The following is a 13,592-nucleotide window of genomic DNA, read 5'->3' on the forward strand; positions in this document are numbered from 1 at the left end:
TGCATCTCCACTATCCAAGAACAACCCGATCGCGACCAAACCTGAAGCGCGAAGCCTCGGCACGCGTGCGGCAATGTTCCTACGCCGGCTGCCTGACCTTCGTTCGAGGCGTGGCTCCACGAAACCAGACGGGTCAAGATCGATGATGCCATCCAAGACATTGACGGCCCTGCAAAGCTGGTCCGGCGTCGGGCGCTGGACCTTCTACGGCACCATGACCTGCATCCTGGTGTCGGTCGCCTTCAACATCCTTTATTTCAGGGACCTGGGCGATGAAGCGCTGCAGCGGGCGCTGGTCAGCGCAACGCTGCTGCCGACGGCGCTTGGCGTGCCGTTTTTCGTCTATACGGGCCTTCGGGTACGCGGCCTGACCATCACCAACCTCCGGCTCGGGCTGGTGGCCCGCACCGATAGCCTCACCGCCTGCCTCAATCGCGGTGCCTTCACCGCCAAGGTGGGCATCATGCTGTCGCGAAAAAGGCGCGGCGCGCTGTTGATGATCGACGCCGACAACTTCAAGGCGATCAACGATGTCTACGGCCATGATGCCGGTGACGAAGCCCTGACCATCATCGCCCGCTCCATCCGCACCATCTTGCGCGCCGGTGACCTTGTGGGCCGCATGGGCGGCGAGGAATTCGGCGTCTACCTGCCCGACGTGGATCAGGTGAGTGCCGAAGCCATTGCCGAGCGCATCCGCCGCTCCGTCAACCTTGCAAGCTTTGCGCCCGATGGACAGCAGCGGCCGCTGGCCGTCAGCATCGGCGGCGTTGCCTTCGAAGAGGCATCGAGCTTCTCCGAACTGTTCCGAATTGCCGACCAGCGCCTCTATGGCGCCAAGCAAGCCGGCCGCAATCGCGTGATCGTCGTGCACCGCGACGACCACCCCGTGGTACCCTTCAAGCTTAGCGCATGAAAAAGGGCGGTGCCGTGGCACCGCCCCTTTACTAAATTGGTGGCGAACTAGGCCTGCAGCTTGGCTGCGTCTTCGTCGCTCATCTCGAAGTTCGAGTAAACGTTCTGCACGTCATCGTCTTCCTCGAGCGTGGCGATCAGCTTCATCAGCGTCGCGCCCTTTTCGGCATCGATCGGCGTATTGGTCTGCGGCTTCCACACGGCCTTGACCGACTCCGCCTCGCCAAGAACCTTTTCGAGGTTGGCGGCGACTTCGACCATCGCTTCGAACGTGGTGGTGATGTAGTGGCCTTCCTCGTCGCTCTCGACGTCGTCGGCGCCCGCCTCGATGGCGGCTTCCATCACCTTGTCTTCGGAACCGGCGCTCAGCGGATAAGTGATCTCGCCGACCTTGTCGAACATGAAGCCGACCGAGTTGGTTTCACCCATCGCGCCGCCATTCTTGCTGAAATAGGAGCGGACGTTGGAGGCCGTGCGGTTGCGGTTGTCGGTCAGCGTCTCGACGATGATGGCAACGCCGCCCGGGCCGTAGCCCTCGTAACGGATCTCGTCGTAGTTCTCGCCTTCGCCGCCCGATGCCTTCTTGATGGCGCGGTCGATATTGTCCTTGGGCATGGACTGCGCACGCGCATTGGCCACCGCGAGACGCAGGCGGGCGTTGAAGGCGGGATCAGGCATGCCAAGCTTGGCAGCGACGGTGATTTCGCGCGCCAGCTTGGAAAAGACCTTGGAGCGTGCCGCGTCGGACTTGCCCTTGCGGTGCATGATATTTTTGGCGTGTGAATGGCCGGCCATCGGTCACTCCCTCGATTAGAATGCTGGATTGGTGGCGCGTTATAGGCAAGCGCGTGCCCGTTGTGAAGCCGGTGCCGATGTGACGCTAGGGGTTCTTCTGCTTGCGATGGACGCGTACCACGACATCGGCGGCAGACCTGTTGAGCCGCTCCGCCAGCGCTTCAGCGGCCTCCAGGGCGAAGCTCCCATTGAGCACCATCCAACGATCCGAGATGGGCGAGCGGATCACCGGCGAGGTGACCAGATGACCATCGACCAGCACATCCACCACTTCTCCCACATGGGCGGCGGTGAAGTCGGCAAAGGCCTCCTGCCCATCGCCCGACATGAGGAGGACCAGCATGGGCTCGCCTGTCGCTTCATCGCGCTTGGCATCGGCCGACTGGATCTCGATCGTCACTTCCTGAGCCAGAACCAGACCCGGCGCGACAGTGAGCAGCGCCAGCGACAACGCCATCAGCACACGCCGGTTCATCGGACTATCCCTGCAGCGTCAAGGTCAAACCAAGGCTCGGCCTGCGCCAGCGAACCGCCGATGCGCAAGGGGAGCACTTTGCGGGCAAGGCCGCTGCGCGGATCGGTCTCCACCGCGACGCCGCACAGGGTTGCCTCGCCCTCCGCCGGGGCGAAGCGCCCATTGGGAATGCCGGTAAGGAAACGGTTGAGCGGTTCGTCGCTTTCGGTGCCGATAATGGAGTCGAAGTCACCGCACATTCCGGCATCGGCCATGAGCGCCGTGCCGCCGCGCAGGATGCGGTGGTCGGCCGTGGGAATATGGGTATGGGTGCCCACGACGAGGCTCACCTTACCGTCGAGGAAGACGCCCATGGCCTGGATTTCGGACGTCGCCTCGGTATGGAAATCGACGATGATGGCGTCCGCCTGCTCGCCCAGCGGACAGGCTGCTACGGCCGCTTCCACGGCGCGGAAGGGATCGTCGATGGGGGGCATGAAGACCCGGCCCTGCGCATTGATCACGAGAACGCGGTGGCCGTTGCGGCCTTCCACGAACATCGCCCCGCGTCCCGGCGTGCCGGGCGGCATGTTGATCGGGCGCAGAAGAGTGGTCTCGCGTTCGATATAGGTCAGCGCCTCGCGCTGGTCGAAGGCGTGATCACCCAGGGTCACCACGTCGGCCCCGGCGTTGCGGATGGCGTTGAAATGCCCCTCGGTCAGCCCCTTGCCGTGGCTGGCGTTCTCGCCGTTGACCACCACGAAATCGAAGCCGTAGCGCTCGATGATGCCCGGCAGTTGCTCGGTTACCGCCTCGCGTCCGGCGCGGCCCATAACGTCGCCAAGGAACAGGAACCTCATGCGCCTGCTCCAAAGCGCAGGAAACCCTTTTCGGTAACCACGCCGTCGAGCGGGACGTCATGTGCCTCCCGCGGCACATGGGCGACTTCCTGCAGGCTGAAGGCAAGTCCGATCAATCTGGGTTTCCTGGTCATGAGGGCAAGGGTGTGATCATAAAAGCCACCGCCATATCCCAGCCGGGTGCCCCGGCTGTCAAATGCCAGGAGCGGGACGATGATCAGATCCGGCTCCGCACGCGGTGCCGTCTCGGGCGGCGCCATCGTGCCGAACTGAGAAGGCACGAGCGGAACGTCTGCTTCCCAAACACGCATTTGGAGCGGCTGCCGGCGGCCGGTGACGGCAGGCAAAACCATTGTGTGGCCGCGGTGGCTCAGGTCCGCCAGCAAGTGGCGGCAATCGAGTTCGGATCCGATGGGCCAATAGCCCGCAATGATGTCCGAGGGTGGGAGGGGCACATGGAGGAGGAAATGTCGGCGTACCTGGTCGGCGGCAAGATCGCGCGCAGTCTGGTCGGGCACCTCTCGCCTGGCCCGCGCCTCGCGGCGAAGAGCCGTCTTGTCTGCGGCAGTCGTGTCGTCAGCCATGCACGCGCGTCTGCCTGCTTGAATAGGAGCCGCCCTGGCCGTGGGATATGCGATCCCGGGAACCTACTCACGTAGGTGGGCGCCGTGTGTCCGAACCCACGGGTCCGGTCAGGGACAGCTCCCTTAGGATCGATTAAGGCCCCGGGGATATGGTTATCCTCACGCGCCGGGCAGCAAGGCAGATATAGGCGCTTTGCCGGGGGATGCAAAGGGGTGGTCAGATGAGATCGAACCAATCCTGCAGCCCATGCAGGACGCGGAGGATGATGACGTCCTCGTTTTCAACCACGTAGATGATGTTATGCGCGCCGCAGGGCATAAGGCGGATGAGTCGGTTTGCAGCATGCCTCTCACTGCCGATTTGAGGATTGCTCGCCAAGGTGTCGAACATTCCGAGCAGCCGCAACGCATAGGAACGGGACACACGAGTACCAAACTGGACGACACCATGCTCCGCGATGAACTGAAGGTCGTCTTCAGCTTCGTCCGTGGTGAACCAGACCATCTGCTATGCTGACTTGCGGGCTTCCACGGCTGCGATGGCTCTGGACATGATCTGTTCGAGCAACTCTTCTTTCGACTTTTGGTTGATCCCGCTCGCCAGCGCCTGGTCGACCATGTCCTGCAGCTTTTGTCGGGCATATGTTCGCTGATCTTCCCGCACTAGGCCGACCATATATTCGCTGATGTCGCTGTAATGGCCGGCCGCGACCTGCTCCTCGATCCACTGCTTCATCTTGTCGGGCAGGGAGATATCCATCGTCGCCATGAGCGCTCTCCTTTCCATTTAGCCTACGCTCGATGGCAAACTTTGCCAACCTAGCCCTGCGGCAGGGGCGCGGCTTCGTCCAGGGTACCGGCGACGCCTTCGAGGGCCTTGGCGGCGTCGCTGAGCTTGGCGGCGAACTTTTCCTCTAGCGTCTCGATCTCGGCGGCGATTTCCTGGCCGGCCCGCGTCAGCACCAGAACCTCGCTCTCGAGTTCCTTGATGCGGCGCTCGGCTTCGGCCAGTTCGTCCACCACGGCGATCCCGGCCATGACGGTGAGGCGATTGTCGCCGATTTCGCCGACGGCACCCTTGAGCGCTTCCACCTGCGCGTTGAAGCGCTCCGCAAGCCCGATCAGGTGACCCTGCTGGCCCTCTTCGCAGGCCATGCGGTATTTGCGGCCATTGATCTCGACATTGACTTCCGGCACTGGGCTACTCCGCCTTGGCTAACACTTCGCGCACCGTTTCCATGGCCTCGACCAGCCGGCGCGACACGTCATGGGCGCTGTCGTCGAGGCGCTTGGCACGGGCCGAGGCCTTGTCGAGCTCGGTGGCAAGCCGGGCGCGCTCGTGCACCAGGCGCTGGGTATCCACCTCGATGCGCTGCTGCTGCCGGAGGCGGGCCTGGAGGTTCTTGACGCTCTGGTCCAGCCGCATCATGGCCCGGTCGAACCGCGCACCGGCGGCCTGCAGGCCATCTTCAAGTTCCGTCTCACTCATTGCAGCTACGGTCCTAATGCTCGGCGATTGAGGCAGCTTCAGGGTGCAACACCGCCCGGCGCATTGCAACCGGCACGGCAGGCACTGTCATTGACACGATAGGCGAACCTGTTATGCCTCGAAGCCGCCTTTGGGAGGAGGCTTGTAGGGCCTCTTCTCCCCAGAATTCAGACCTGACGAAAGCGCGAACCCGATGACGAACACTGCCCAGCAGAACGACTTGGCCAATGCGATCCGCTCGCTGTCGATGGACGCCGTCGAAAAGGCCAATTCCGGTCATCCGGGCCTGCCCATGGGCTGCGCCGATATTGCGACGGTGCTGTTCACCAAGGTGATGAAGTTCGATCCTGCCGACAGCAAGTGGGCCGACCGCGACCGCTTCGTGCTCTCGGCCGGCCACGGCTCTATGCTGCTCTATTCCAGCCTCTATCTGCTCGGCTACAAGGACATGACCATCGACCAGGTCAAGAACTTCCGCCAGCTCGGCGCTATCACCGCCGGCCACCCCGAATATGGTCACGCCGAAGGCATTGAAACCACGACCGGTCCGCTGGGCCAGGGTGTCGGCAATGCCGTAGGCATGGCGATTGCCGAAGCCAAGCTTGCGGCCGAGTTCGGTTCCGACCTCGTCGACCACCATACATGGTGCCTGGCCGGCGACGGGTGCCTGATGGAAGGCATCTCGCAGGAAGCCATCGCCCTGGCCGGCCACCTCAAGCTCAACAAGCTCACGGTGATCTGGGACAACAATTCCATCACCATCGACGGCGCCGTGTCTAACGCCGACTCCACCGACCAGATCGCCCGCTTCAAGGCATCGGGCTGGAACACGATCGAGATCGACGGCCATGACCAGGCGGCCATCGAAAAGGCGCTGCTTGACTCAAAGAAGTCGGACCGCCCGACCCTGATCGCCGCCAAGACCACGATCGGCTTTGGCGCGCCCAAGAAGGCCGGCACGGAAAAAGTGCATGGTGCGCCGCTAGGTGCCGAGGAACTGGCCGGCGCCAAGGCGGCGCTGGGCATCACCTATCCGGCTTTCGAAATCCCGGCCGAGATCCTCGATGCCTGGCGCGCCGCCGGCACCCGGTCGCAGAACATCCGTGGCGAGTGGCAGTCGCGCCTTGCCCAGTCCCCCAAGCGCGCCGAGTTCGAGCGCCGCATGGCCGGTGCCTTGCCTGCCGACTTCGCCGCGGCGATGACCGCGCACAAAAAGAAGCTGAGCGAAGAACAGCCCAAGGTTGCCTCGCGCAAGGCATCGCAGCTGGCGCTTGAAGTCATCACCAAGGTGGTGCCGGAAGCCCTGGCCGGCTCAGCCGACCTCACCCATTCCAACCTGACCAATACGCCGGACACCAAGCCGTTCCAGGCCGACAGCCGCGACGGCCGCTACATGATGTACGGCATCCGCGAGCACGGCATGGCCGCTGCCATGAACGGCATTGCCCTTCATGGCGGGCTGATCCCCTATGGCGGCACCTTCATGGTCTTTACCGACTATGCCCGCCCCTCGATCCGCCTGTCGGCGCTGATGGGCCAGCGTGTCGCCTATGTCATGACCCATGACTCGATCGGTCTCGGCGAGGACGGCCCAACGCACCAGCCGGTGGAGCACCTCTCGGCGCTGCGCGCCATCCCCAACCTCCTGGTGTTCCGCCCGGCCGACGCGGTGGAAACCGCCGAATGCTGGCAGATCGCCATTGAAACGGCCGACCAGCCCTCGATCCTCGCGCTGTCGCGCCAGAACCTGCCGACGCTGCGCACCGAACATACTGACGAGAACAAGTCGGCCAAGGGCGCCTATACGCTTGTCGGCCCGGCCGATGCCGATGCGATCATCTTCGCCACCGGCTCGGAAGTCGCCATCGCCGTCGAAGCGCAGAAGGCGCTGACCGAGCAGGGCGTCAAGGCGCGCGTTGTGTCGGTTCCCTCGATGGAGCTCTTTGCGAAGCAGAGCGATGCCTACAAGGCCGAAGTGCTGGGCAACGCCAGGGCCCGCGTCGCTATCGAGGCAGGCATCGAGATGAGCTGGAACAAGCTCCTGGGCGACAAGGGGCGCTTTGTGGGCATGCATTCCTTTGGTGCGTCGGGCCCCATCGACAAGCTCTACGAGCACTTTGGTATTACGGCCAAAGCCGTTGTTGAAGCCGTCACCGCACAGTTGTAAGAGGGCGCTGCCCTCCCTCCTCCCCCCTCCCTTCTAGGAGCGTCTTACCATGGCAATCCGCGTCGCCATCAACGGCTTCGGCCGCATCGGCCGCAACGTCCTCCGCGCCATCATCGAGTCCGGCCGCACCGACATCGAAGTCGTGGCCATCAACGATCTCGGCCCGGTCGAGACCAATGCCCATCTTCTCCGCTTTGACAGCGTCCATGGCCGTTTCCCCGGCACCGTGACCGTTGCCGGCGACACGATAGATGCCGGCCGCGGCCCGATCAAAGTGACCGCTGTGCGCGACCCGGCCGAGCTGCCGCATGCGGCGATGAACATCGACATCGCGCTCGAATGCACCGGCATCTTCACCTCCAAGGAAAAGGCCTCGGCCCACCTCAAGGCCGGCGCCAAGAAGGTCATCATCTCCGCCCCCGGCGACGGCGCCGACAAGACCATCGTCTATGGCATCAACCACGCCTCGCTGACCAAGGACGACGTGGTCATCTCCAACGCCTCGTGCACCACCAACTGCCTGGCCCCGCTGGCCTATGTCCTGCACAAGGAGTTCGGCATCGAAAAGGGAATGATGACCACCATCCATTCCTATACCGGTGACCAGCCCACGCTCGACACCATGCACAAGGATCTCTATCGCGGCCGCGCGGCAGCTCTGTCGCAGATCCCGACCTCGACCGGCGCTGCCAAGGCTATCGGCCTCGTCCTGCCTGAACTCAAGGGCAAGCTCGACGGCGTGTCGATCCGTGTGCCCACTCCCAACGTTTCCTGCGTGGACTTCAAGTTCATCAGCAAGCGCAACGTGACGGCCGAAGAGATCAACGAAGCGGTCAAGCGCTATGCCGACGGCGAGCTCAAGGGCGTGCTGGGCTACACCACCCACCCCAACGTCTCGATCGACTTCAACCACGACGCTCACTCCTCCACCATGGCGCTGGACCAGACCAAGGTGATGGACGGCAACTTCGTATCGGTTCTGTCCTGGTACGACAATGAATGGGGCTTCTCCAACCGCATGGCCGACACGGCCGTGGCGCTGGGCAAGACGCTGTAAGACTTTGAAGGGCGCTCTGGGGAGCGCCCTTCTTCTTGGGACCTCCCGATGAGCCTTGATCGCACCATTCGCTGGCGTGGCCTCGATCCTCAGACGCTCGAACATTGCCACGTGATCTCCACCGAGCGTGACACGCGGATCCGCGGCGCAATCGTCACCCCGGACTATGGCCTGTTCTACCGCATCAAGCTCGACGACACGGAGCGCGTGCGCACCGTGCGGCTGGAGCGCACCGACGGTGCGGTGCTGGAGCTCTTTTCCGATGGGCTCGGCAACTGGTCGGATGACCGGGCTGAACCGCTGGCTGGGCTCCAGGGCTGCATGGATGTCGATATCTGGCCGACGCCGCTGACCAACTCCCTGCCCCTTTGGCGCTGCAGCTGGGAACGGGGACAGCCGCAGCGCTTTGCCATGGCCTGGATCGATGCCGACGAGATGACCGTCCACCGCCAGGAGCAGCTCTATACCCAGCTCGATCCCACCCATTTTCGCTTCCAATCGGCCGATTTCGAGCGGGTTTTGGAAGTGGATGCGGATCGCCTGGTGGTGACCTATCCGGGCCTCTTCGAGCGCGCCTCATAGCGTCACCGCCGGGTCATCAAATCAGCCTAGGCTTTTGTGGTCCGTCCGGAGGCCAGCCATGTTCCATATCATGCGCCGCATCTTTGCCGGCCTGCCCTTTGCCTTCGCCGCCATTGGCCTTCTGGGGCAGCCGACCCTGCTGGTGGTTCCGCCGGTCCTGACCGCTGGCATCGTGTTGCTGCGCGACCGCAGCATCCGCCGCCGCGTCGGCGATGGTGCCTGGCCAAGCGACGGCTTTGCCCGGCATGTGCTGGTGGACGATCTGGCGCGGCTCCTATGCGTCACTTTGCTGGGCCTGCCACTCTTTGTAGCCTTCCATAGCCTGCGCAGACTTTGGGGCACCCCCTAGCGACACCACTTTGCCGCTTCCCCCGCCCTTTCGGCTCTGCTACGCCACCCCAAAGACCAAGGCCTGGAGACCCGCTATGTCCGCAACCTTCAAGACCCTCGACGAGCTCGACCTCAACAACAAGCGCGTGCTGCTGCGGGCCGATCTCAACGTGCCGGTCGCCGACGGCAAGGTTTCCGATGCCACCCGCATCGAGCGCCTGGTCCCCACCATCCGCGAAATCGTCAAGCGCGACGGCAAGGCCATTCTGCTCAGCCATTTCGGTCGGCCCAAGGGCAAGGTTGACTCCGAGTTCTCGCTCGAACAGGTCTGCGAAGCGGTGGCCAATGCAACCGGGCATCCGGTGGGCTTTGTCGCCACCGACTGGACCGATGTCAGCCAGGCGCAGGCGGCGATCAACTCCGCCCCGGCCGGATCAGTACTGATCCTGGAAAATACCCGCTTCCATCCCGGTGAAGAAGCCAACAATCCCGAACTGGCGCAGCGCATGGCGAGCCTGGGCGACGTTTATGTCAACGATGCCTTCTCGGCCGCCCACCGCGCCCATGCCTCAACCGAAGCGCTGGCCAAGCTCCTGCCGGCAGCGGCGGGGCTTGCCATGCAGGCCGAGCTCGAGGCGCTGGAAGCGGGCCTGGGCAAGCCCAGGAAGCCGGTGGTCGCCATCGTGGGCGGCGCCAAGGTTTCCTCCAAGATCGATCTCCTCGAAAACCTCGTCACCAAGGTCGACGCGCTGGTGATCGGCGGCGGCATGGCCAACACCTTCCTCCATTCCCAAGGCTATGCCATCGGCAAGTCGCTGGCCGAAAAGGACCTGGCCGAGACCGCCCAGCGCATCATGGAAAAGGCTGACCATTCCGGCTGCGCGATCATCCTGCCCATCGACGCCGTCGTAGCCTGGCACTTCAAGGCTGACACGCCAACGCGCCTTTATGGCGTGGACGCCATCGACAATGACGGCATGATCCTCGACATCGGGCCTTCCTCGATCGGGCGCATCAATGCCGCCATCGACGACGCGCATACCGTGGTCTGGAATGGCCCCATGGGCGCCTTTGAGATGAATCCGTTTGATGCGGGAACCGTGGCGATTGCCAAGCACGTGGCAAAGCGCACCCATGATGGCAAGCTGGTTTCGGTGGCCGGTGGTGGCGACACTGTTTCAGCCCTCGCCCATGCCGGGGTCAAGGACGCGTTGACCTATGTCTCGACCGCCGGCGGCGCCTTCCTCGAATGGATGGAGGGCAAGCCCCTGCCCGGCGTCGAGGCGCTCAAGAAGTAAGAGGTTGGTTCCTCCACCTTTCGTCGCATAACCACAGGTCTAATCGCGGGCCGGGAAACGAAAGTCTAATCTCGCTTGGAAATTCCATTGCGAGGTTGGACCATGACGAAATCGCTCAATGCCATTGCTCAGAAGCTGATGGAGCCCGGCAAGGGCATCCTGGCGGCAGATGAATCCGAAGGGACCATCGCCAAGCGGTTCGCCAAGATCAACCTGCCCAATTCGCTCGACCTGCGCCGCGACTATCGCGAGATGCTGTTCCGCTCGACCGATGCAATGAAGAACCACATTTCGGGCGTGATCCTGACCGAGGAAACGCTCGAGCAGTCAGCGGCCGACGGCACGCCCTTCCGTGCAATCCTGGCCGATGTGGACGTGATCCCCGGCATCAAGGTGGACCGTGGCGCCTTCCCCATGCCAGGCGATGCAGGCGAGAAGATTACCGAGGGCCTCGATGGCCTGCGCCAGCGTCTGGAACGCTATGCTGCGCTTGGCGCCGGCTTTGCCAAGTGGCGCGCCGTGATCACCATCAATGACGTGGCCCCCACCCGCAACAATATCCGCGCCAACGCCCATGCCCTCGCCCGCTATGCCATTCTCTGCCAGGAAGCGGGCATCGTTCCGGTGGTCGAGCCGGAAGTGGTAGGCGATGGCGACCCGGGCAACCATTCCATGGAACGCTGCGCCGCCGTCACCGGCGACGTGCTGGAAAATACCTTCAAGGAGTTGCGTCTTGCAGGGGTCGACCTCGCCGGCATGCTGCTCAAGCCCAATATGGTGCTGCCCGGCGTCAATTCGCGCGAGCGCCCCACCTATGAGGAAGTGGCGCAGCGCACCGTTGCCGTGCTCCGCGAACACGTTCCGGCCGCTGTTCCAGGCATTGCCTTCCTCTCCGGCGGGCAGACCGACGAGGAGGCCACGGCGCATCTTTCGGCCATGAACCAGATCCCCAACAAGCCTTGGCCGCTGACCTTCTCCTATGGCCGGGCGCTGCAGAACGTGGCCCTGCGCACCTGGGCCGGGCGGCGCGAGAACTTCCCGCAGGCGCAGGCCGCCTTCAGCCACCGCGCCCACATGAACTCGCTGGCAGCCCTGGGTACCTGGAGCTGCGAACTCGACCGCGCCGCCTGATTTCCCGTAGCTTCATCCAATCAATGCGCGTCCCCTCGGGGATGCGCATTTTCTTTGCGCCGGTTCCGGATTTTCGCCTATTGGAAGGGCTCTCCTCTTTGTCGCCAAAATGGGCGAACAGAAGGGCATCCCGTTTAGAGTATCCGGACGCCATGGCCCCCCAGCTTTACCTGATCACCCCTGCCGATGCCGATCCGGGCAGCTTTCCTGCCACCCTGATGGCGGTGCTCAAGGAAGCCGAGTTCGCCGCCATCCTGGTGAGCCGCGGTAGCATGGATGCGCAGAGCTATGCGACGCTGGCGGCCAAGGTGGTCAATATCGGTCAGGGCGCCGGCTGCGCCGTGCTGGTCGAAAACGAAGTGCCGCTGGTCAAAAAGCTCGGTGCCGATGGGGTGCATGTCAGCGGCGGTGCCGAGGAGATGGCCGACGCGGTGCAGGCGCTCAAGCCATCCATGATCGTGGGCGCAGGAAATATCGCCTCGCGGCACGACGCCATGACGGCCGGCGAGATGGATGTCGATTATGTGTTTTTCGGCAGCCTCGGCGGAGAGGCCGATCCGCAGGCCGAGGACCTCGCCCAGTGGTGGGCGGAGACCTTTGAAGTGCCGGGCGTGCTAAGCCTGCCGGGAGCGCAGCCGGGCGTGGATGCGCGCGGTGCCGAATTCCTTGCGCTGTCCACCAGCGTCTGGTCGGCCCCCTCGCCGGCAGCCATGATGCGTAACATCGCGGCGCGTCTGGGGGAGATCGCATGATGCGGCGCCTGCTGATCTCTGCGCTTCTTGCCCTCTCGCCCATTGCTGCCCTGGCCCAGGAACCGCCGGCGGAGACGCCCGCCGAAAGCCCGGCCGAGGCCATTTCTGACGAGGTGTTCGGCCCCCGTGCGGCGACCGACTATGCCTTCGGCGCCTTCCAGCGCGGCTATTTCCTGACCGCATTGGAGCTGGCACTGCCGCGCGCCGAAAAGGGCGATGCCGCCGCCCAGACGCTGATCGCCGAGCTTTATGCCAAGGGCCTCGGCGTGGCGCAGAACGACGAGCGCGCCGCCGGCTGGTACCAGCTGGCCGCCAACAATGGCGACCGGCTGGCCTTGTTCGAACTGGCGCTCTACTACCAGGACGGGATCGGGGTGCCGCGCAACCGCGCCCGCGCCGCCGACCTGTTCCGCCAGGCGGCGGATGCCGGCTATATTCCGGCCAAATACAACATGGCGCTGCTCCACGTTGAGGGCACCTATGCCTCCCCGAGCCTTGTCACTGCTGCCAAGCTGATGAAGGAAGCGGCCGATGCCGAATTGCCCGAGGCGCAGTACGACTATGGCAGCATGCTGATTGAAGGAGCGGGCATGGCGCCCAACCCCGAGGAAGGCGCGCGCTATATCGCCATGGCGGCCGAGCAGAACCTCATTGCCGCGCAGATCGACTACGCGACGCTGCTTTACCTGGGCCAGGGCGTGGAAAAGAATGTCGAGGAAGCCGCCCGCTGGTATGCCAGGGCCGCAGAGTCCGGCAATGCCGTGGCGCAGAACCGCTATGCCAAGCTCCTCGCCGTGGGCGAAGGCGTGCCGCTCAACCTCGAAGACGCCGCCATGTGGCGCTCGCTGTCGCGCCGGCAGGGCCTGAGCGACCCGGCGCTCGACCGCCTCCTGGTCTCCATTCCGCCCGAGCAACTGGCCAGCGCCGAGGAGCGGGCCCGCTTCTGGCCCTCCACGCCGCCCAAGGTGGAAACCGTGCTCGAGATCCCCACCACCGGCGCCCAGCCGGCCGAAGACGCGACACTTCCCGCCCCAACCGACGCGAGCGAGGCGCCCAGTGCGGCGCCTGCGGAAAGCCAAGACCCTTGAATGGGCGGGCATTCTGAGGCAATAAGCCCGCCACGCCCATAGACCATCCCACCTTTGGCCAGCCGCATCCGGCGCCTGGCCCGGCAGAGA

At 64.0% G+C, this 13,592-nt stretch carries 17 protein-coding genes and 1 other RNA gene; 9 read left to right on the forward strand and 9 right to left on the reverse strand.

What is annotated here, in order from left to right; all coding sequences use genetic code 11:
• The first annotated feature begins 142 nt into the window (after positions 1-142).
• Positions 143-916, forward strand: a complete 774-nt coding sequence (locus VIL88_RS04945; protein WP_331986614.1) for a GGDEF domain-containing protein — start codon at positions 143-145, stop codon at positions 914-916.
• Positions 917-963: 47 nt separating this feature from the next.
• Here the strand turns inward: VIL88_RS04945 and VIL88_RS04950 are convergent, their stop codons facing one another.
• The 9 genes from VIL88_RS04950 to VIL88_RS04990 all read right to left on the reverse strand — a co-directional run bounded on the left by VIL88_RS04950 (position 964) and on the right by VIL88_RS04990 (position 5,097).
• Entirely contained in the window at positions 964-1,710 is a 747-nt protein-coding gene (locus VIL88_RS04950; protein ID WP_331986616.1) for a YebC/PmpR family DNA-binding transcriptional regulator, read from the reverse strand.
• Between the two features lie 85 nt (positions 1,711-1,795).
• Positions 1,796-2,185, reverse strand: coding sequence for a SecDF P1 head subdomain-containing protein (locus VIL88_RS04955; RefSeq protein ID WP_331986618.1), 390 nt, complete (start codon positions 2,183-2,185; stop codon positions 1,796-1,798).
• Positions 2,182-3,024 carry a TIGR00282 family metallophosphoesterase gene (locus tag VIL88_RS04960; protein WP_331986620.1) on the reverse strand — a complete coding sequence of 281 codons (843 nt, stop codon included), beginning with the start codon at positions 3,022-3,024 and terminating at the stop codon, positions 2,182-2,184. Before VIL88_RS04960 ends, VIL88_RS04955 begins: the two co-directional genes overlap by 4 nt.
• Positions 3,021-3,608 (reverse strand): 5-formyltetrahydrofolate cyclo-ligase, encoded by a 588-nt coding sequence (locus tag VIL88_RS04965; RefSeq protein ID WP_331986622.1) that lies wholly within the window; start codon positions 3,606-3,608, stop codon positions 3,021-3,023. The genes VIL88_RS04960 and VIL88_RS04965 overlap by 4 nt, the downstream gene beginning before the upstream one ends.
• A gap of 22 nt (positions 3,609-3,630) precedes the next feature.
• A non-coding RNA gene (gene ssrS / locus VIL88_RS04970) (6S RNA) lies at positions 3,631-3,788 on the reverse strand.
• A gap of 37 nt (positions 3,789-3,825) precedes the next feature.
• Positions 3,826-4,113: a type II toxin-antitoxin system RelE/ParE family toxin gene (locus VIL88_RS04975; RefSeq protein ID WP_331986624.1), complete on the reverse strand. Its 288-nt coding sequence runs from the start codon at positions 4,111-4,113 to the stop codon at positions 3,826-3,828.
• Positions 4,114-4,116: 3 nt separating this feature from the next.
• Positions 4,117-4,377 (reverse strand): type II toxin-antitoxin system ParD family antitoxin, encoded by a 261-nt coding sequence (locus VIL88_RS04980; RefSeq protein ID WP_331986626.1) that lies wholly within the window; start codon positions 4,375-4,377, stop codon positions 4,117-4,119.
• A gap of 50 nt (positions 4,378-4,427) precedes the next feature.
• Complete coding sequence (locus VIL88_RS04985) at positions 4,428-4,805, reverse strand: cell division protein ZapA (protein WP_331986628.1); 378 nt, start codon at positions 4,803-4,805, stop codon at positions 4,428-4,430.
• 4 nt (positions 4,806-4,809) lie between these two features.
• Complete coding sequence (locus VIL88_RS04990) at positions 4,810-5,097, reverse strand: DUF4164 family protein (protein ID WP_331986630.1); 288 nt, start codon at positions 5,095-5,097, stop codon at positions 4,810-4,812.
• A gap of 193 nt (positions 5,098-5,290) precedes the next feature.
• Here VIL88_RS04990 and tkt point away from each other — a divergent pair, with 193 nt between their 5' ends.
• The 8 genes from tkt (at position 5,291) to VIL88_RS05030 (ending at position 13,502) form a co-directional block, all read left to right on the forward strand.
• Positions 5,291-7,264 (forward strand): transketolase, encoded by a 1,974-nt coding sequence (tkt, locus tag VIL88_RS04995; RefSeq protein WP_331986632.1) that lies wholly within the window; start codon positions 5,291-5,293, stop codon positions 7,262-7,264.
• A gap of 49 nt (positions 7,265-7,313) precedes the next feature.
• Positions 7,314-8,321 (forward strand): type I glyceraldehyde-3-phosphate dehydrogenase, encoded by a 1,008-nt coding sequence (gene gap, locus VIL88_RS05000; RefSeq protein WP_331986634.1) that lies wholly within the window; start codon positions 7,314-7,316, stop codon positions 8,319-8,321.
• Positions 8,322-8,369: 48 nt separating this feature from the next.
• Positions 8,370-8,903 (forward strand): putative glycolipid-binding domain-containing protein, encoded by a 534-nt coding sequence (locus tag VIL88_RS05005; RefSeq protein ID WP_331986636.1) that lies wholly within the window; start codon positions 8,370-8,372, stop codon positions 8,901-8,903.
• Positions 8,904-8,961: 58 nt separating this feature from the next.
• Complete coding sequence (locus VIL88_RS05010) at positions 8,962-9,252, forward strand: hypothetical protein (RefSeq protein ID WP_331986638.1); 291 nt, start codon at positions 8,962-8,964, stop codon at positions 9,250-9,252.
• Positions 9,253-9,328: 76 nt separating this feature from the next.
• Positions 9,329-10,531, forward strand: coding sequence for a phosphoglycerate kinase (locus VIL88_RS05015; protein WP_331986640.1), 1,203 nt, complete (start codon positions 9,329-9,331; stop codon positions 10,529-10,531).
• Positions 10,532-10,633: 102 nt separating this feature from the next.
• Positions 10,634-11,662 carry a class I fructose-bisphosphate aldolase gene (locus VIL88_RS05020; RefSeq protein ID WP_331986642.1) on the forward strand — a complete coding sequence of 343 codons (1,029 nt, stop codon included), beginning with the start codon at positions 10,634-10,636 and terminating at the stop codon, positions 11,660-11,662.
• Positions 11,663-11,814: 152 nt separating this feature from the next.
• Positions 11,815-12,414 carry a thiamine phosphate synthase gene (locus tag VIL88_RS05025; protein WP_331986644.1) on the forward strand — a complete coding sequence of 200 codons (600 nt, stop codon included), beginning with the start codon at positions 11,815-11,817 and terminating at the stop codon, positions 12,412-12,414.
• Positions 12,411-13,502: a tetratricopeptide repeat protein gene (locus VIL88_RS05030; RefSeq protein WP_331986646.1), complete on the forward strand. Its 1,092-nt coding sequence runs from the start codon at positions 12,411-12,413 to the stop codon at positions 13,500-13,502. The genes VIL88_RS05025 and VIL88_RS05030 overlap by 4 nt, the downstream gene beginning before the upstream one ends.
• Positions 13,503-13,592: the final 90 nt, after the last annotated feature.

It is taken from the genome of Devosia sp. (genome assembly GCF_036563435.1).
Lineage (GTDB): Bacteria > Pseudomonadota > Alphaproteobacteria > Rhizobiales > Devosiaceae > Devosia.